Genomic DNA, 20302 nt, shown 5'->3' with positions numbered 1-20302 from the left:
TTAGAAGGTTAATTTGATATTATCAATAGAAGGGGAACATATGTTTCCCTTTTTTGTGGATGAGAGTTAGTTAGCAGGCAAATAGTATTATGACAGATATAGTATTATGACAAATCAAGTCATTAACATATTTTGTCAGTTTTGAGTTAGAAATTACAATAGATTGATTATGGCTATAAAAGTGGTTGATGTGGGTCGTATTAATGATGAATTACGGCAACTAACCTATTAACCTGATGCAGGTTTACAGTTGTTTTACATTGAATCTTTGTGTTAGCGGGTTCTTATATGTAAAATGCAGCTAATTAACAATCTTGTGATAATCATAGCATTTTAGTTTTGTTGCGATATTTGCACAAAACTGATTTTGTAAGGCAATTTAAAAGAAGATATTACCTTGAAAATCAATAATATAAGAAACTTTTCCATCATTGCTCATATCGACCACGGTAAGTCGACCTTGTCAGACCGCATTATTCAAATTTGTGGTGGTTTAACCGACCGCGAAATGGCGGCACAAGTTTTAGACTCGATGGACTTAGAGCGTGAGCGTGGGATCACCATTAAAGCACAGAGCGTGACGCTTGATTATAAAGCTTCAGATGGTGAAACTTACCAATTAAACTTCATTGATACACCGGGTCACGTTGACTTCTCTTATGAAGTATCTCGTTCATTAGCAGCCTGTGAAGGTGCTTTGCTGGTGGTTGATGCAGGGCAAGGTGTTGAAGCTCAAACCTTGGCAAACTGCTATACCGCTATCGAAATGGACTTAGAAGTTGTTCCGGTTTTAAATAAAATTGATTTACCCGCTGCCGATCCTGAGCGTGTTGCCGATGAGATAGAAGATATTGTTGGTCTTGACGCACATGATGCAGTTCGCTGCTCTGCAAAAACAGGTATTGGTGTTCAAGATGTGATTGAGCGCCTCGTTAAAGAGATCCCACCGCCTGTTGGGGATGTGGATGCACCTTTACAAGCACTGATTATTGACTCATGGTTTGATAACTATTTAGGCGTTGTTTCATTGATCCGTATTAAGAACGGAACATTGAGAAAAGGCGATAAAATTAAAGTCATGAGCACAGGGCAAGTGTATAACGCAGACCGCCTTGGTATTTTCACACCGAAGCAAATTGACCGTGATGCTTTGAGTTGCGGAGAAGTGGGCTGGTTAGTTTGTGCGATTAAAGATATCACCGGCGCCCCAGTTGGGGATACGTTAACTGGCGCTCGTAATCCAGCAGATAAAGCATTACCTGGTTTTAAAAAGGTTAAACCACAGGTTTATGCGGGTTTATTCCCCGTAAGTTCTGATGATTATGAATCATTTCGTGATGCATTAGGTAAGTTAAGTCTAAATGACGCCTCTTTATTCTATGAACCGGAAACCTCGACAGCGCTAGGCTTCGGTTTCCGTTGTGGTTTCCTTGGCTTACTGCACATGGAAATCATTCAAGAGCGTTTAGAACGTGAATATGACCTTGATTTGATTACCACTGCACCGACTGTAGTATATGAAGTGCAGCAGACCAACGGTGATATTGTGTATGTTGATAGCCCATCTAAGCTACCAGCATTGAACAATATTGAAGAATTACGCGAACCAATCGCAGAATGCCACATGCTGATGCCTAAAGAATATTTAGGTAACGTTATTACACTTTGTATTGAGAAACGTGGCGTTCAGACCAATATGGTCTATCATGGTAATCAAGTATCGCTGACTTACGAAATCCCAATGGCAGAAGTGGTATTGGATTTCTTTGATCGCTTAAAATCAACATCTCGTGGGTATGCATCTTTAGATTATGCATTTAAACGCTTCCAGACATCAGACATGGTGCGTGTTGATGTTCTTATTAACAATGAGCGTGTAGATGCTTTGGCCTTGATCACTCACCGTGCGAATTCTCAATATCGCGGCCGTGAACTGGTTGAAAAAATGAAAGAGTTGATCCCGCGTCAGCAGTTCGATATTGCGATCCAAGCAGCGATTGGTAACCACATTATTGCTCGTTCTACAGTTAAACAATTGCGTAAAAACGTACTCGCCAAGTGTTATGGTGGTGACGTTAGCCGTAAGAAAAAACTGTTGCAGAAGCAAAAGGATGGTAAGAAACGTATGAAGCAAGTTGGTAACGTTGAGCTACCACAAGAAGCGTTCCTTGCTATATTGCACGTTGGTAAAGACTAAGTTTACAAGGAGCCTCAATGGCGAACACCTTTGCCTTGATCCTAACACTGGCAACATTAATCACAGGGATTATATGGTGTTTAGACAAGTTTAAATTTGCACCTGCGCGTAAAGCAAAACTCAAGCAGTTACAGGATGCAGCGAATGGCGCAGTGAGTGAAGCGGATGTGGCAAATGCTGTCCGCCGTCCATCTTGGCTTGAAACAGGGTCGTCTATTTTCCCTGTGTTAGCGATTGTATTGATTGTGCGCTCATTTATTTATGAGCCATTTCAAATACCTTCAGGGTCAATGATGCCAACATTGCTAGTTGGTGACTTTATGTTGGTTGAGAAATTTGCTTATGGGCTAAAAGATCCAATTACCCAAACGACACTAGTCGAAACGGGTAAGCCAAAGCGTGGTGATATCGCGGTATTTAAATATCCGAAAGATACTAACGTGGATTTCGTGAAGCGTGTTATTGGTCTACCGGGAGATAAAATTGTTTATAACCCGGATGCTAAAGAGCTAACAATTTACCCTAATTGTGCTGACAACAAGTGCACAGAGAAACTGCCAATTGTTTATGGCCCTCTAGCCCCGAGTGAGTGGACAATGTTCCTTGATATCGGTTCTGTTGTTGATAACCAAAAAGGGAATTATGAAGTTCCGTTAGATCAAGCATTGCCAAGAAATGCACTACGTCAGTATGAGCGCAGCGAAAAATTAGATACTGTAGAGCATCAAATTCTTATTATTCGCCAAGCGATTACTGAAGCAAAATATTTGCAACCAGGCATGCCGAAGAATGAATGGATTGTTCCTGAAAAGCACTACTTTATGATGGGTGATAACAGAGATAATAGCTCTGACAGCCGCATGTGGGGCTTTGTACCGGAAGAAAATTTAGTTGGTCGTGCGGTATTTATTTGGTTAAGTTTAGATAAGCAAGAAAACGAATGGCCGACGGGTGTACGCTTTAGTCGAATTGGTCCACTATAATTTGATTAGTCGGTTTAGCTAAATATTGAAAATGCGGGTTTTCGTTTGAAAATCCGCATTATCCGAAGCATTATTGTTTTACCCAGTGTACAATATAAATTAATTAATATTATTGGCTCCTCAATTATTAACTCACCTATTTTAACTTATTGTAACTAATGGTTTTTTATAATTAGTTCCACTGAGCTGCAAAAAATGTGGGAAAATAAGGTGTCAGTGCAAACGCAACAGTTTTGTAAAATGGGACATTTTACAGGTCTGTTGCGTGTGCTTTTTTATCAAATAAAAATGGTTGGGCGCACATGAACCCCTCTTTATTAGAAAGATTACAGCGTAAGCTTGGTTATCAATTCAAACAGAACGAATTATTAATCCAAGCATTGACACATAGAAGTGCAAGCAGCAAACATAATGAGCGTCTAGAATTTTTAGGTGACTCGATTTTAAGTTTTGTGATTGCAAATGACTTATACCATCGTTTTCCAAAGGTAGACGAGGGGGATATGAGTCGCATGCGAGCAACGCTTGTACGCGGAAATACATTAGCAGAAATCGCACGTGAATTTGAACTCGGTGAATGTTTACGTTTAGGGCCGGGGGAATTAAAAAGCGGTGGTTTTCGTCGCGAATCTATCCTTGCTGATACTGTTGAAGCACTGATCGGTGGTATTTTTTTAGATAGTGATATCCAAACGATCGAAAGAATTATTTTAGATTGGTATCAAAGTAGACTGGTTGAGATCAGTCCGGGTGATAAACAAAAAGACCCGAAAACAAGGTTACAAGAATATCTGCAAGGGCGCCATTTACCACTACCTAATTATTTGGTTGTTCAGGTTAAGGGTGAAGCTCACGATCAAGAATTTACGATCCACTGTCAAGTCAGTGGTATTGACCAACCGATTAATGGCGTTGGCTCAAGCCGTCGTAAAGCGGAGCAAGCAGCAGCAGAACAAGCATTGAAAATTTTGGAGCTTGAATGAGTGAATTACAATCCCACTGTGGCTTCGTCGCCATAGTTGGACGGCCAAATGTCGGTAAATCGACATTATTGAATCAATTACTGGGGCAAAAAGTTTCGATTACATCGAGAAAGCCACAGACGACTCGCCATCGTATTATGGGGATCCATACAGAAGATAATTACCAAATTATTTATGTTGATACCCCAGGACTTCATATTGAAGAAAAACGTGCAATTAACCGTTTAATGAACCGCGCTGCATCCAGTTCAATCGGCGATGTTGAGTTAGTTATTTTTGTTGTTGAAGGGACTAATTGGACCGCTGATGATGAGATGGTACTGACCAAGCTATCTAGCTTACGCTGCCCTGTGATCTTAGCGATTAATAAGATTGACAACGTCACTGATAAAACGGTTTTACTTCCTCATATTGGTATGATCAGCCAGAAAATGAATTTCTTGGATGTTGTTCCTATCAGTGCAGAAAAAGGTGTAGGTGTTGATACCATTGCTAAGATTGTAAAACAGCATATCCCTGAAGCAGTGCACCATTTTCCAGAAGACTATATTACTGACCGTTCGCAGCGTTTTATGGCATCAGAAATTATCCGAGAAAAGCTCATGCGTTTCTTAGGTGACGAACTGCCATACTCAGTTACAGTTGAAATTGAACAATTTAAAGTAACAGATGCGGGTATTTACCATATCAATGGCTTAATTCTTGTTGAGCGTGAAGGCCAAAAGAAAATGGTTATTGGTAACAAAGGTAGCAAACTGAAAACTATTGGTACCGAAGCGCGTATCGATATGGAAAGAATGTTTGATAACAAGGTTCACCTTGAGCTTTGGGTTAAAGTTAAATCTGGTTGGGCTGATGACGAAAGAGCATTACGCAGCCTAGGTTATGTTGACGACCTAAAATAGTAGGTGGCAAAGTGAGTGGTTGGCAGCGTGCGTTTGTACTCCATTCAAGGCCTTACAGTGAAACGAGTTTACTGCTCGATTTTTTTACTGAAGGTGAAGGAAAAATACGTTTACTTGCAAAAGGCGCTCGCCGTAATCGCTCACCATTGAGGGGCTGTTTACAGCCCTTTACACCTTTGCTTATCCGTTGGGGTGGCAAAGGTGAAATCAAAACCTTAATTAATGCTGATCCCGTATCTTTAGCCCTCCCTTTAACAGGTACCGTTCTATATAGCGGTTTATACCTTAATGAATTAACCGCGCGTGTATTAGAGTTTGGTACACCATATTCCGCACTATTTTTTGATTACCTCTCCTGCTTACAAATTCTGGCTGCAAGTGAGCACACTCCCGAGTTTGCATTGCGTCGATTTGAACTAGCTTTGCTTTCTTACCTTGGTTATGGTGTTGATTTTTTACATTGTGCTGGTAGCGGGGAACCTGTTTCTGACACAATGACTTACCGGTATAGAGAAGAAAAGGGGTTTATTGGCAGTCTAGTTGTTGACCAACTTAGTTTTACGGGGAAACAACTGAAAGCATTGGCGAGTCGAGAATTCCCTGACACAGATACGCTTAAAGCAGCAAAACGTTTTACCCGGTTGGCATTAAAACCCTATCTTGGTGGTAAGCCATTAAAAAGCCGAGAATTATTTCGTCAGTTTACTTATTCACCCGTTGAACATAACAAACAGAGTTAAAACTGTTTTTAATTTTATTTTTATCTAATTTGTCACGCCGTTATTACTACCATACATCCTTTTCTCATGTGTCTTTTTAGCTGAATTAGCGTAATCAGACAACGCAAATTTTTTGCCGATATAAAATCTTACGAAGCGCTTCGCAAAAATAAAGTTCAAATACTGAAACAGAGCGTGCGGATTGGAATTTGCTTCGAATGGTGAGAGATTTATTCCCTCAACAGAGAAAATTACAGTAGGATAGTGGGTAGATAAGTTTATTAGCGTTTATTAATGGGGAATAAAAAATGGCAGAGCTTTTGTTAGGCGTAAATATCGACCATATTGCAACGGTTAGAAATGCAAGAGGAACTCAATATCCAGACCCTGTACAAGCTGCATTTGTTGCGGAGCAAGCCGGAGCTGACGGTATTACAGTGCACTTACGCGAGGATCGTCGCCATATTACAGATAGAGACATCGCTTTGTTGAATGAAACTATTCAAACGCGTATGAATCTTGAAATGGCAGTAACTGAGGAAATGGTTGAAATTGCATGCCGTATCAAACCGACTTTTTGCTGTTTAGTGCCAGAAAAACGTGAAGAAGTCACCACTGAAGGTGGTTTAGATGTTGCGGGCCAAAAGCAAAAAGTGGCTGATGCTGTAAAACGTCTAACTGATGCGGGTATTCTTGTTTCATTATTCATTGATGCGGATCATCAACAAATTGATGCTGCTCAAGCGTGTGGCGCACCATTTATTGAAATTCACACTGGAGCTTATGCTGATGCGAAGTCAGAACAAGAGCAAGAGTTAGAATTTCGTCGTATTCGTGATGGCGTCGTGTACGCAGCAAGTAAAGGCATTAAAGTCAATGCAGGTCACGGCTTAACATACCATAACGTTCAACGCATTGCGCAGTTGCCTGAAATTTATGAGCTTAATATTGGCCATGCAATTATTGGTCGAGCTTTATTTAGTGGGTTGGCTCAAGCCGTTGCTGACATGAAAAAAATCTTATTAGAAGCACGCAAATAATGGCAATTGTTGGATTGGGAACGGATATTGTTGAAATTGCACGTATTGAGTCTGTTCTTGAACGAACGGGTGATAGCTTAGCAAAAAGGATCTTAACGGAGACTGAGTTAGTTCAATATCAACAACAGTCAAAGCCAGCTCGCTTTTTAGCCAAACGGTTTGCAGTGAAAGAAGCAGCAGCTAAAGCATTAGGCACTGGGATCCGTAATGGCTTAGCATTTAACCAATTTGAAGTCAGCAATGATAAATTGGGGAAACCATTACTAAGCCTAACAGGAGAAGCATTGGCACTAGCAAATCGGTTAAGAGTCACGCATTGCCATGTTTCTATTACCGATGAGCGGCACTATGCATCTGCGACAGTTATCATAGAAAGTAATTCTTAAACCGATGTCATATTGAGCTGCCAGTAAGAGTTACTGGCAGCATTTAGGGGTAACTAGGCGAATAATTGAAAACAAAGTGAAGTTAAGCCTAAATTTTATCCGCATGGTGAATGGCGACAAACTTATCCCAAAGCTGTTCTTCAGTTTCGATATGTTGCGGATCAGTGATGATCGTATTAGTAATTGGGCATACGGACTGGCAAGTAGGTTTGTCGTAATGGCCTACACATTCAGTACATAGAGTTGAGTCAATTTCATAAATTTCATCGCCCATAAAAATTGCATCATTTGGGCACTCAGGTTCGCACATATCGCAATTGATACAGCGTTTTGTAATTAATAAAGACATATCAGTGATTTACATTGTATTAAGTTAAAAACTAGTAACTTATACCTTGCACCTATTCGTTACTTTCGTTTGGTTTTTATATTTTTATGTCGTGTATTTTACCTTTAAAGTTCGAAAAAAGTAACAACAAATCATAATGTAGATGCTTTATATCATTTAAACGATAAATTTATGTTTTTTGCGTTCAATTTTTGTTACATCAAGATGTTGGCAGTCTTTTCTGTTATTTGAGTGATACCTGGATAGTTACCTTCTGATTTTACAATAATCAGTAAATTAGAATATAATAATAATGTAAGCTTAGATGAGGATATAACTAGACTTGTACTAAAAAATTGAATTTAGATGTGTGAAATAAAATTTATTATTTTAAATTAATTACTCATGATAGAGTTTTTTACGCTGATAAATTTATATTGTTATGATTAATATTTTTATTTATTTTTTATAAAAACATAATTTAAAATTAGTTATTTTAAATAAGGGGCATAGTGCCCCTTGGAAACTAATTTAAATTTTCATAAAATATAAGGCTGATATTATATGATACTATAGCTATGAGTTCTCCAGCTTTTATCTTTTTCAGCTTGACTAAATATATGAATAAGCCCATTAGCGATAAACAGAGTTGCTGATTGAATCGTACTTCCAACAGTAAATTCATCAACATAGAGTAGTTTTATACCTGCTTTATCGTCGATTTCATATAACTCGACAATTTTTTCGCTTAAATTATATCCATATAAATATTGTTTATTCTCTACCGTATCATAGAATGCTTGAATGTTACCAAGGTAGGATCTTAATTTTCCTTTTTGTGCTGGAGCATTTGGGTCAATTTTACCATTTTCAGCCATAGAATATACAACGTAAGTTTTATCTTTTGAGTGACCTAAAAAATAATTACGCTTTGCAGCACTGAACGTCATTGTTGTTGGGTAAAACTCTTCAAATGAACCATCTTGTACTAATCGTCTAATGATAGCCATATATTTATTCCTTCTAATGTTAATAATGAATAATAATGTGATTGCCTAGTTATCATAAATAAATAAGTTAGATTTAAAATAATCTTTATTATTAGTTCATTTCATATATCTAATTAATAGAATAAACATTCACAAAGATTGAAAGTTATGATAGAAATAATAAAAAAGATAAAGGGTTAAAAATATGTTCGAAAATCTTGGCGTTCTTAACTTCTGGACTTATTTGGCAGGGCTTGTACTAATCATTATCGTACCAGGGCCTAATTCATTATATGTATTAAAAACAAGTACATCGAGCGGCACACGGTTTGGTTATCGGGCTGCTCTAGGGGTATTTACTGGGGATGCGATATTAATTTTCCTATCATTTATCGGTGTCGCGTCAGTGATAAAAGCATCTCCAACGCTATTTATGATAGTGCGCTATTTAGGTGCGGCTTATCTGCTATATTTAGGCGGTAAGATTTTATATAGCACCTTTATGCGTAAAAAATCGAGTCAAGACGGCATTGACGTTATCTCAATTAAAACAGAAAAACATTTTACTCGTGCCCTTGTACTTAGCTTAACAAACCCGAAAGCTATTTTATTTTATATCTCTTTCTTCATTCAATTTGTTGATTTTAATTACTCTCATGCATGGGTGCCCTACCTTGTACTCGCGACGATCTTAGAATTAGTTAGTTTTTTATACTTAAGCTTATTGATTTTTAGTGGTTACTTGATAGCGCGTTTTTTACGTGAAAAACAACTCCTTGCAAAGCTTGGAAATTGTACGGTAGGTGCTTTCTTTATGGGTTTTGCCGCTAAATTAGCGATTTTTAGTAATTAAAATTAGGCTGTTATTATAGAGGCAAAAGCATTTTAATTGCGGTCACTCTAACATTTAAGGATAATTACGTGTAAACGCATTGGCCAGAGGTAAGAGTGACGCAAATAGAAATTGATGAATATTGGATGCAACAAGCCATTGAACTTGCGCTAAAAGCACAAGATCTCGGAGAAATTCCTGTTGGTGCGGTTTTAGTTAAAGATAACCACTTAATTGCTTCGGGTTGGAACCGCTCTATTATTGATCACAATCCGACAGCACATGCTGAGATCATAGCTTTGCAACATGCAGGGCAAGCGCTATCAAATTATCGGCTATTAGATACCACGCTATATGTCACGTTAGAGCCTTGTATTATGTGTGCAGGTGCAATGATCCACAGCCGCATTAGCCGTGTAGTTTATGGCGCGAAGGACTTTAAAACAGGAGCTTGTGGTTCTTACCTAAATATCATGGGGCAAGCTGGGCTAAATCATTATGTTGATGTTACTGGTGGTGTTCTAGAAAAAGAGTGTTCTTCAATGCTGAGTGCTTTTTTTAAACTGCGTAGAGCCCAAAAAAAAGAACAAAAGCGCTAACACAATAAAATTTAGCGCTTTTATTTTTTATTTCAACACAACTTATAGTGGGTTTTCAGGTGCTTTTGGTGGAGAGACAGCGGTATCACCATCGGCCACATCGGTATTTTGCGATGGGTGCAGTGAAAGCAAATATTTTCCTAATGGCAGTCTTTTTTCTTCAAGAGTTTTAGGAGGTTGCGTCGTAGAGCGCATTTTCTCTAAGTGCGAAATACTCACTTTTTCAGGAACAGGGGACTGGTTTTGAATCGTTTGAGCCCCTGCTGGGGTAAGATCTTCTGGAGAAATTAAATAAATAAGTGATTTTTGCGCAATATCAAGCGCATGTTGCTTTCTTTCTTGGCTTTGTAGGTAACCAACTAGGCTTTGATGATAACGACGAATGTTTTCAACGTAACGATAAGCTTCATGGCCACGAGCATAGCCATAAGTGAGTTGTGAGTAATATTTTTTCTGCGTTAATAAGGGTAAACGGGCTTTTACGTCTAACCACCTGTTAGGGTCTCCACCTAACATTTCAGTTAATTTACGCACATCCTGCATATGCCCATATCCCATATTATAGGCAGAGAGGGCGAACCAGATACGGTCATCCTCTTCGATGGTTTCAGGTAAACGTTCCATAATATAAGCAATATACGCGGCCCCACCCTTGATACTTTCTTCTGGGTCTAACCTGTCCACAATACCCATTGTTGTTGCTGTTGGCTTGGTTAGCATCATCAAACCGCGTACCCCTGTAGGCGAAGTTGCTAAAGGATCCCAATGGGACTCTTGCCATGCGATAGCCGCTAACAGTTTCCAGTCAATGACTTGAGCGTATTTTTCAAAAAGTGGTTGATATTCAGGGAGTTTGCTATCAATTGCTTTTATAAATGCCATTGTGTCGAAATAATCGAAAGACTCTACATGGCTAAAATATTTTTCATTAAGACGTGCGAGTAATTCGGTTTCATGGCTGAGATTGAAGAAATCAAGCAATGCAGCGTCTAAACTGTTTTCTTTGCTACGACGCATGTACCAAGTGACAGCATGTTCATCCAAGAGATCAAAAGCAACGGCAATTTGAGGGTGAATGCGTTGCTGTAGCGCAACAGCGATAGAGTCTTCTAATGTGTAGTCAACCTCACCATCGGCAACCATTTCAAGGATTTGATTGGTATTGTATTTTGAGGTTTCTTCCCATTTTAGGTTTGGGTATTCTTTGGCCAGTTCTTTCAGTGTACTTGCATGAGCCGTACCCGCTGTAACTAACAATTTACCATTAATTTCATTGAAATTTTTAGGTCGATTGGTCCCTTTGCGATAGACAAGCTGTTGAGTGACATTAAGATAACTTGGACCTGTTTTCGTTTTGGCTAAACGATCTTTGTTATACAGCAAGCCCGCGACTGCGATATCAGCATCACCATTTTCAAGGTCATCGAATATTTGCTCGAATGTTGGGCGGATGGTTATTTTAAGCTTAACTCCTAGGTATGAAGCAAAGCCTTGAGCCAGCTCGTAGTCAAACCCACGCAGCTGTTTTTGCTCATCAATATAGATAAGTGGTGAGCTAACGGCACTAATACGTAATTCACCTTGAGAAATAATTTTATTAATTTGTGAATCTTGCGTATTGGGCCAACGGACGTTAAAACCGATGACCATAGTAGCCAGTAGCGCGATGACCACGACAATTAAATAGTTAACTTTTAAGTTATTCAAATAATAGTTTCTCGTGCATTGACTGGTGTTGTATGTCCATAAAAGAGTATGGCTAAGTAATGGTTATAATTCCAGTGGTCGGCTATTTTGCTCAACATTTAGGAACGGTGCAACCTATATTATCGTATTTAGCACAGAATAATATTTAACTAATCGCTTTATTTTTAATCACGCAAACGGTTTCGTATTGATGAACATTGCTCTATAATGTGTTCCGGTTTCCCTGCTTTCATGTTCAGGGCTGGCGTTTAAAAGAGAGAAATTAAGACGATGGAAATTTTGCGTGGTTCACCTGCTCTATCAGCATTTCGTATTACCCGCCTTTTGGCGCTGTTTGCAGAAAAACAGCTTCCTGTCACGGATATCTATGCTGAATATATGCACTTTGCTGAATTATCAGCGCCGTTGAGTGATAGCGAGCAAGGCAAACTAAGCAGTTTGTTAAAGTATGGTCCTTCTCTGGCAGAGCACGACCCATTCGGTAAGCTTATTTTAGTCACCCCTCGTCCGGGTACTATCTCTCCATGGTCTTCAAAAGCAACGGATATTGCCCATAACTGTGGCCTTAGCCAAGTAAAGCGTATTGAGCGTGGGATTGCTTATTATATTCAAGGTGATGAACTGACCCAAGAACAGTGGCATGAAGTGATCGCGGCTTTACACGATCGCATGATGGAAAGCATTTTCTCTTCTTTTGAACAAGCGAGCGCATTATTTGTGCAGCAGCAGCCGGCACCAATGAAATCCATAGATGTGATTACGGGCGGTCGCCTTGCATTGGAAACAGCAAATAGGGAAATGGGTCTAGCGTTAGCTGATGACGAAATTGATTACTTGCTAGATGCATTTATTGGGTTAGAACGTAACCCAACGGATGTTGAGCTTTACATGTTTGCTCAAGCAAACTCAGAACATTGCCGCCACAAAATCTTTAATGCAGATTGGGTTATTGATGGTGAAGAACAGCCTAAGTCGCTGTTTAAAATGATTAAAAACACCTTTGAAAAAACACCTGACCATGTTTTATCTGCTTATAAAGATAATGCTGCGGTGATGGAAGGTTCATCTGTTGGGCGTTTCTTCCCTGAGCCTGAAGGGCGTACATATCGTTATCATCAAGAAGATGCTCATATCTTAATGAAGGTCGAAACTCATAACCACCCAACAGCGATTTCCCCTTGGCCAGGCGCAGCAACAGGCTCTGGCGGTGAAATTCGTGACGAAGGCGCAACGGGCCGTGGTGCTAAGCCAAAAGCCGGTTTAGTGGGTTTTTCTGTTTCTAATTTACGCATTCCCGGCTTTGAACAGCCTTGGGAAGAGGATTTCGGTAAGCCAGAGCGCATTGTGACCGCTTTAGATATTATGATGGAAGGGCCATTAGGCGGCGCGGCATTTAATAATGAATTTGGCCGTCCTGCGTTATTAGGTTATTTCCGTACTTATGAAGAAAAGGTCAATAGCCACAATGGTGAAGAGTTACGTGGTTATCATAAACCTATCATGTTAGCGGGTGGCATCGGCAATATCCGTGCTGATCACGTACAAAAAGGTGAAATTACGGTTGGTGCCAAACTCATTGTACTGGGTGGCCCTTCGATGAATATTGGGTTAGGTGGTGGAGCTGCTTCATCCATGGCATCCGGCCAATCAGATGCAGACCTCGATTTTGCTTCGGTACAGCGTGATAACGCAGAGATGGAACGCCGTTGCCAAGAAGTCATCGATAGCTGCTGGCAACTGGGTGATGATAACCCAATTTTATTTATCCATGACGTAGGCGCAGGTGGTTTGTCGAACGCAATGCCTGAACTGGTCAGTGATGGTGGCCGTGGTGGGCGCTTTGAGCTACGTAAAATTCTCAATGATGAACCAGGAATGAGCCCACTGGAGGTTTGGTGTAATGAATCTCAAGAACGTTATGTAATGGCCGTTTCACCCGAGCAACTTCCTGTGTTCACCGCGATTTGTGAACGTGAACGTGCTCCGTTCGCAGTGATTGGGGAAGCCACTGAAGAGCGTCATTTAACGCTGAATGATGAACACTTTGCTAACCAACCAATAGACATGCCACTGGATGTTTTATTAGGCAAAACGCCAAAAATGTTGCGTGACGTGAAAACATTAAAGGCAGAGCCGGATTCATTAGACAGAACGGCGATTAATTTAAATGAAGCGGTAAAACGTGTCCTGCATTTACCCGCTGTAGCTGAAAAAACATTCTTAATTACCATTGGCGACCGCACAGTTACAGGTATGGTTGCTCGTGACCAGATGGTTGGCCCATGGCAAATTCCTGTCGCTGACTGCGCGGTAACCACTGCTAGCTTAGATAGCTACTATGGGGAATCCATGTCAATTGGCGAAAGAACGCCAGTGGCTTTAGTGGATTTCGCTGCGTCAGCGCGTATGGCGGTAGGTGAAGCATTAACTAACTTAGCGTGTTCTTATGTGCAAGATCTTAAACGTGTAAAACTTTCTGCAAACTGGATGGCAGCAGCTGGGCACCCGGGGGAAGACGCAGGTTTATATGAAGCGGTTAAAGCGGTTGGGGAAGAACTTTGCCCTGCGTTAGGGTTAACGATCCCAGTTGGTAAAGACTCCATGTCAATGAAAACCCGTTGGCAGCAAGATGGCGAAGAGCGTGAAATGACATCGCCACTGTCCTTGGTGATCAGCGCATTTGGCCGTGTTGAAGATGTCCGCTTAACAGTGACACCTGAGCTAAAAACAGGCCATGATAACGCCTTGTTATTGATTGACCTTGGACAAGGCAATAACGCACTGGGCGGTTCTGCACTTGCACAGGTATATCGTCAATTAGGTAATAAAGCCCCTGATGTACGCAGCCCGGAAGTCTTGCTCGGCTTCTTTAATACCATTCAGAAGTTATTATCAGAGCAAAAACTATTAGCCTACCATGACCGCTCAGATGGTGGTTTATTCGTCACGTTAGTGGAAATGGCCTTTGCGGGTCATTGCGGCATTAATGTTGATATCAGCTCTTTTGATGAAGACACGCTGGCAGCGTTATTTAACGAAGAGTTAGGTGCGGTCATTCAAATTCATGAAGCTGATAGAGCGTATGTGGCAGAATGCTTTGAGCAAGCAGGGCTTGCAGGTTGTGTTCATCATCTAGGTTCTGCAATAAAGGATGATGCCGTGATCATCAATAGCCGAGATACCGTTGTTTATCGTGAGTCTCGCAGCTTACTGCGTCAATGGTGGGCTGAAACGACTTGGCAAATGCAGCGTTTGCGCGATAACGAAGTGTGCGCAGATGAAGAACACGCATTAAAACAGGATAACCAAGACCCTGGTTTGAATGTGAAACTGACTTATGACATTGAAGAAGACATTGCAGCCCCGTTTATTTTGTCTGGTGTGCGTCCTAAAGTGGCCGTTTTACGTGAACAAGGCGTGAACTCCCATGTGGAAATGGCTGCCGCTTTCGACCGTGCTGGTTTCGACGCAGTTGATGTGCATATGAGTGATTTACTTGCAGGTAACTTGTCTTTGGAACAGTTCCAAACATTAGTGGCTTGCGGCGGTTTCTCTTATGGGGACGTATTAGGTGCAGGCGAGGGTTGGGCAAAATCTATTCTGTTCAACAATAAAGTCCGCGATGAATTTGCTGCGTTCTTTAACCGTGCAGACACCTTATCACTGGGGGTATGTAATGGCTGCCAGATGATGTCGAATTTACATACGCTTATTCCAGGTGCAGAGTTCTGGCCGCGTTTTGTGCGTAACCGTTCTGAACGCTTTGAAGCGCGTTTTAGCTTAGTTGAAATAGCAAAAAGCCCATCGTTGTTGCTGCAAGACATGGCGGGCTCTCGTATGCCAATAGCGGTTTCTCATGGGGAAGGGCAAGTGGAAACCCGTGCAGCTGCACATTTACAGCAGTTAGAAGATAATGGGCTGGTGGCAATGCGCTTCGTAAATAACTACGGCCAAGTGACAGAACAATATCCAGCTAATCCGAATGGGTCAGTTAATGGTATTACTTCGGTGACCTCGAAAGATGGCCGAGCAACGATCATGATGCCGCACCCAGAGCGTGTTTTCCGTACCGTGAGCAATTCATGGCACCCTGAAAATTGGGGAGAAGATAGCCCATGGATGCGTATTTTCCGTAACGCACGTAAGCAATTAGGTTAATTAGCATTTAAGCAAATTAGTCTCTAAGCAAATTTTGAATACAAGCACTCTATCACTAGGTATAAAGCCAACGTGATAGAGTGCTTTTTTATTATTTAAATATTAATTAATTTCTAATTTATTTCATGAATAAATTTATTGATATATCAGATTAACTTTTTAATTAAAAAATAAATTAAGTGCTAAATTGTTGAATGTTAAATAGTGCTAAGGCAGTGAATGACTTAGTTATTTATATTCACGGTAAAATTCTAGAGAGTTAATATGGATGCTATAAATAAATTAAAAATGATGATGTCTTATGATAAGGAAATTGAAGGTTTGGATTATATTGATAAGAAATCAATATACATTAATTTAATGAGAGATGGCCTTAATTTAAATGAGGAGGAAGGGCATGAAGTTAAACTGAAAAATACTAGAAATGTTGTTTTTTCAGGGGAGGTAAAATCAAATTTATTTATAAAAGGGAATAAAGAAAACAATGTATTAGATGCAGGTAAAATGAAAGCTTCGATTAATGGGTATGATGGAAACGATCATCTTATTTTTCGGTCGGGTGTTGCACGAGGTGGAGATGGCGATGATAATTATTATTTACGCCGTTATCAATGGGAGAATGTTAAAAATAAAAAAACAATTAAATTAAATGCGAGAATTGTTGAAAAAACTGAAAGCCAGAGTGAAGTTAACTTAGGTTACACGCTAAATGAGATAACTAATGTAAAACTCATTGATAATGACCTGATGTTAACAATTAAGACAAAGTCGCCTTATAAAACGACGGATACTTTAGAGTTGAACTTAACATTAAAAAATGCGTATCAAAATTCAGTAGATGGAAAAGTATTAAAACATCATTATCAACTTTATACCCATGATGGTTTCTGTTTAACACCTATTCTAAAAAATTATAGAAATAAGGAAAGTTTTGATAAGATTTATGAGATTAGCTATTTTCAAGATAAAGATTATCTTAAGAGGCGTGCCGAGAATGACAAAGTTATCATCAATCAAGAAAAGAAAAATATTATTATCAATAATCAGGGGTATTCATCTCCGTCATGGGGGGATTTTAATCCTAATGGGAATGTTAAAAACCTAACGTACACAGGTAGTCATAATGATGATAACTTAACTATGGTAAATAGAGATAGCTATATTATAGCAACAAAAGGGAATGATATTTATCAATTAAAAGTAGGTGATCTTGCACAGTCAGAATTGACCGTTGATCTTAGTAATATGAAAGGAAGGGATGGTCGCGATAATAGCATTATTATAAAGCTGTTTGATGAATATGGAAAGCAGTTACGTGCAGAGGGTCAGTCAATATATTTTTCCAATATGTTTAATGATAAAAAACTGAATATCAAATTCGTAGGTTATGAAAATAAAGAATTCCAACATATATATATAAAGGATGCGAATGATAATCTATTTAAGATTAACCTAAAGGTAGATGGACATGAAATAGTTACTGAAAAAAGACCCGATTTATTTACTCATCAATCTGATGAATTTTACCATAGAAGAGGAGAGATTTATCAAAATGCGATTATTGATGCATTAGATGGAGATGATAAAATTTATAATTATAGTTATTTTGGCATGGTTGTTAATGGTGGAAAGGGTAACGACAGAATCGCTGCACATGAAGGAATGAATGTTTTATATGGTGGTGCTGGGAATGATTTTTTAGAGGGCAGTATGCAAGGGGATTTATTATTATCAGATTTAGGTAATGATACCTTAAATGGCAATGATGGTAATGATCACTATATTGTTGATGGTTCTATAGGCCGCGGAATAACAGTTATCAATGATAATAATGGAATTAACAACATCCATTTAATGCATTTTAATAATAAATATAAAGATATAGAAGAAAATGGGGTGACGTATCAAGTTTTTACGTCAAATTCAAAGTTACGCGAGGTGAAAATAAAAAGAATATCCTCTGATGAAATAAATAAAAATCATATTCACCATTATGATAGGCTTCCTGATAATATCCCAAATGATGTAAAAGAAAGTATGAGTCATATGGTAAGGTACTTGGCAGAACATAAACAATATTGGAAAAGAGAATCTCCATTATTACCATGGCAGCCGATGTTTGCTTTTAAAGGTTTTTTCGAAAACTCGAATCACGCAATAATCGATTTATCTTTACCGGAGATCCATATTACAAAGGATTCCAAACCTTCTCAGTTAGTTATGCAATTTACTGGTAATCAACATAAAGTAATAGATGAAAGTAAACACGGACGAGTATTTAAAGCCAATATGGGTACTGGAAGTATATCTATGGCACACAATAATACTGGCCATAATGTCTTGTATGCAGAAGAAGGAAATATTGATTTATACGGTGGTGCAGGAAATGACGTACTAATTGCTAATGGCCATAGTGGGTTGTTAAGTGACCAAGAAGGAGAAAATATATTTATTGTTAATGGGGAGTTCAGAGGGGAGAGTATTATTCACCACTATAATGATAAAGACAAAATACACCTAATTAGCTTTAATCGAATACCTGAACTAATAGAGCCTGATAACCAAAATGAAATAGTTCACTATATTTATAGCTCTGAGTCTGGTTATAAAGTCACGATTATCCAACACAAAAATAGTCAAGAGCCAATCGTTATTCATCATAATTCATTATCAGGGGCTCGAAAGTATACAACAGCCCAAAAACTTGAGTATTTAGTGAATACTTTAGCAGAAATGCGGTTGCAAGATGAATATAATAGCGGTGGAATTAATGATTTTGAAAGAATAAATAACCATTGGCAACCAGCTCAACTTGTTAATAATTTTTTGTCAAAAAGGTAAGTACAAAAAAATATTAAGTACATGAGCGATTTATTTTTAACGTTATAGAGCGAATAAAATATGAAGCCCTAACCTATTGATAGTATTAGGGCTAGCTGTATTATAACAGACTGTATTCGAGCGAATATAGCAGTTTAATTAAAGCTCATTATTTCCAAAAACGGTCAATTTGTTCCCTTAACGCTTCCGCCGTTTTTTTGCCTTTTTCGCCAACTAATGCACGGCCAGCAATAAAGGCTTTTGCTTTGATACCGTTAAATAGATGAAGGTCTTCAGGGACTATTCCGCCTGTAATCGAGAGTTCTAACCCTAAATCAGACAGTTTACGCATTTTTTCGATATCTTCATTTGTCCAGCCAATACCAGCAAGTTCGGCATCGCGGGAACGATGGTAAATTGCTTGCGTAATACCAAGTTCGACCCAATTTTTGGCATCTTCAAATGTCCAATTACCATAGATTTCAATTTGGATCTCACGATTAAACTCATCGGCAACTTTTTTACAGGCAGCAATAGTGGCAATATGCGCTGCGGCTGAAACCGTGATCCAGTCTGCTCCCGCTTCAAATGCCATTCTCGATAAAATGGCTCCCCCGTCGGTGGTTTTCATATCGCAAACCAGAATGTGGTTGGGGTACTTTTGACGTAAAGTCGAGACCGCATTCATGCCATCAGCGAAAGCCAAAATGGTACCCACTTCAATAATATCAACAAAAGTGTGTACATTTTCAGCCACTTCGAGAGCAGAGGGTAAGTTGGTTTGGTCTAAAGCAATTTGGATCAAAGGCTTTGTCATTGTGATTGTCCTAAAATATTTTCATGTATTAGACGCGCAAGGCCATCACCATTGTTATCTGTCGCACAAACAAAATCCGCGTGGGACTTCACGGTGTCATCGGCATTTTTCATTGCAACTCCTAAGCCTGCTAGCTCAATCATGGAGATATCGTTGTGATTATCACCAACAGCAATAACTTGGTTTGAGTCATAACCTAGAGAGTTAAGATACTCAGCTAAACGCGTTCCTTTGTTATTGCCTTTAGCAGCAAAATCGAAACGGTTTGACCATGATTTTTCTGCATTAAAAGTTTGTTTTATCCAAGGCAAGTTTAAGAAACGCGCTAACGTAGCGGGTTCACCTTCGACGACAAATTTCCAAATATAGTCAGCGTGCTGGACTTGTTCTTCAAATGAATCAATGCGATAAATTTTTGGCGGATGTGCCATGGTTGGGTTGTTAGCCCATTGCTCCATCGCGCTCATGTAATCGATAGGGTCGATTTTTGAATACACCATGGCGTCGGTGATATACATCACCATTTTTAGTTTGTCCTGTTGCGCTAATTCAATAAAAGTAAGCGCATTCTCTTTGGTGAGAGCATTGTGTGTGAGAACTTTTTCATTTTGGTAATCATAGATATAAGTACCATTGCAACAAATAATTGGCGTGGTTAAACCAAGTTCATCATAATAGGGACGGGCTGCGGTGTGGTGGCGCCCTGTGACTATCATGACATGGCATTGCTTTGCTGCATTGTTAATGGCTTGTTTGACAGCGGGATGGATAGTGTGTTCTTGGGTTAAAACTGTGCCATCTAAGTCAAGCGCTAATACGTTATACATAGTTGATTACCT

The 20302-nt window shown here is 39.4% G+C and carries 16 protein-coding genes; 11 read left to right on the top strand and 5 right to left on the bottom strand.

Features of this window, described 5'->3' with window-relative positions; translation table 11 throughout:
* Positions 1–403: 403 nt before the first annotated feature.
* The 7 genes from lepA to acpS all read left to right on the top strand — a co-directional run bounded on the left by lepA (position 404) and on the right by acpS (position 7213).
* Positions 404–2197 (top strand): translation elongation factor 4, encoded by a 1794-nt coding sequence (lepA, locus tag G6Q48_RS16275; RefSeq protein WP_166267612.1) that lies wholly within the window; start codon positions 404–406, stop codon positions 2195–2197.
* Between the two features lie 17 nt (positions 2198–2214).
* A complete protein-coding gene (gene lepB, locus G6Q48_RS16270; protein ID WP_102137507.1) occupies positions 2215–3180 on the top strand; it encodes a signal peptidase I in 966 nt (321 codons plus the stop codon).
* 302 nt (positions 3181–3482) lie between these two features.
* Positions 3483–4163: a ribonuclease III gene (gene rnc, locus G6Q48_RS16265; protein WP_102137508.1), complete on the top strand. Its 681-nt coding sequence runs from the start codon at positions 3483–3485 to the stop codon at positions 4161–4163.
* On the top strand, positions 4160–5068 hold the full coding sequence (era, locus tag G6Q48_RS16260) for a GTPase Era (RefSeq protein WP_166267572.1): 909 nt from the start codon (positions 4160–4162) through the stop codon (positions 5066–5068). The genes rnc and era overlap by 4 nt, the downstream gene beginning before the upstream one ends.
* Positions 5069–5079: 11 nt before the next feature.
* Complete coding sequence (gene recO, locus G6Q48_RS16255; protein WP_102137510.1) at positions 5080–5808, top strand: DNA repair protein RecO; 729 nt, start codon at positions 5080–5082, stop codon at positions 5806–5808.
* Positions 5809–6095: 287 nt separating this feature from the next.
* Positions 6096–6827: a pyridoxine 5'-phosphate synthase gene (pdxJ, locus tag G6Q48_RS16250; protein WP_102137511.1), complete on the top strand. Its 732-nt coding sequence runs from the start codon at positions 6096–6098 to the stop codon at positions 6825–6827.
* On the top strand, positions 6827–7213 hold the full coding sequence (acpS, locus tag G6Q48_RS16245; RefSeq protein WP_102137512.1) for a holo-ACP synthase: 387 nt from the start codon (positions 6827–6829) through the stop codon (positions 7211–7213). The genes pdxJ and acpS overlap by 1 nt, the downstream gene beginning before the upstream one ends.
* Positions 7214–7301: 88 nt before the next feature.
* Here the strand turns inward: acpS and G6Q48_RS16240 are convergent, their stop codons facing one another.
* Positions 7302–7562 (bottom strand): YfhL family 4Fe-4S dicluster ferredoxin, encoded by a 261-nt coding sequence (locus tag G6Q48_RS16240; protein ID WP_036959019.1) that lies wholly within the window; start codon positions 7560–7562, stop codon positions 7302–7304.
* A gap of 539 nt (positions 7563–8101) precedes the next feature.
* Entirely contained in the window at positions 8102–8551 is a 450-nt protein-coding gene (locus G6Q48_RS16235; protein WP_102137513.1) for an XRE family transcriptional regulator, read from the bottom strand.
* 184 nt (positions 8552–8735) lie between these two features.
* On the opposite strand from G6Q48_RS16235, the gene leuE reads away from it, so the two are divergent.
* Both leuE and tadA read left to right on the top strand, forming a co-directional pair.
* Positions 8736–9383 (top strand): leucine efflux protein LeuE, encoded by a 648-nt coding sequence (leuE, locus tag G6Q48_RS16230; RefSeq protein ID WP_166267570.1) that lies wholly within the window; start codon positions 8736–8738, stop codon positions 9381–9383.
* A gap of 95 nt (positions 9384–9478) precedes the next feature.
* Positions 9479–9961 (top strand): tRNA adenosine(34) deaminase TadA, encoded by a 483-nt coding sequence (tadA, locus tag G6Q48_RS16225; protein ID WP_166267568.1) that lies wholly within the window; start codon positions 9479–9481, stop codon positions 9959–9961.
* Between the two features lie 42 nt (positions 9962–10003).
* Here the strand turns inward: tadA and mltF are convergent, their stop codons facing one another.
* Positions 10004–11668: a membrane-bound lytic murein transglycosylase MltF gene (gene mltF, locus G6Q48_RS16220; protein WP_166267566.1), complete on the bottom strand. Its 1665-nt coding sequence runs from the start codon at positions 11666–11668 to the stop codon at positions 10004–10006.
* 270 nt (positions 11669–11938) lie between these two features.
* Between mltF and purL the strand changes: the two genes are divergently transcribed.
* Both purL and G6Q48_RS16210 read left to right on the top strand, forming a co-directional pair.
* Positions 11939–15826, top strand: a complete 3888-nt coding sequence (gene purL, locus G6Q48_RS16215) for a phosphoribosylformylglycinamidine synthase (RefSeq protein ID WP_166267564.1) — start codon at positions 11939–11941, stop codon at positions 15824–15826.
* 264 nt (positions 15827–16090) lie between these two features.
* Positions 16091–18667, top strand: coding sequence for a calcium-binding protein (locus G6Q48_RS16210; RefSeq protein ID WP_166267562.1), 2577 nt, complete (start codon positions 16091–16093; stop codon positions 18665–18667).
* Between the two features lie 148 nt (positions 18668–18815).
* Here G6Q48_RS16210 and G6Q48_RS16205 read toward each other — a convergent pair whose 3' ends face one another.
* Complete coding sequence (locus G6Q48_RS16205) at positions 18816–19463, bottom strand: 3-keto-L-gulonate-6-phosphate decarboxylase UlaD (protein ID WP_166267560.1); 648 nt, start codon at positions 19461–19463, stop codon at positions 18816–18818.
* The gene (locus G6Q48_RS16200) at positions 19460–20290 is read right to left on the bottom strand and encodes a Cof-type HAD-IIB family hydrolase (protein WP_102137520.1); all 831 of its coding nucleotides are present in this window, start codon (positions 20288–20290) and stop codon (positions 19460–19462) included. Before G6Q48_RS16200 ends, G6Q48_RS16205 begins: the two co-directional genes overlap by 4 nt.
* Positions 20291–20302 lie beyond the last annotated feature (12 nt).

Origin of the sequence: Providencia sp. M-27 (assembly GCF_011077905.1) — a bacterium.
Taxonomy (GTDB): Bacteria; Pseudomonadota; Gammaproteobacteria; order Enterobacterales; family Enterobacteriaceae; genus Providencia; species Providencia huaxiensis.
Note: the sequence above shows the minus strand (reverse complement) of the source record. Positions and strands in the feature narration are given on the sequence as shown.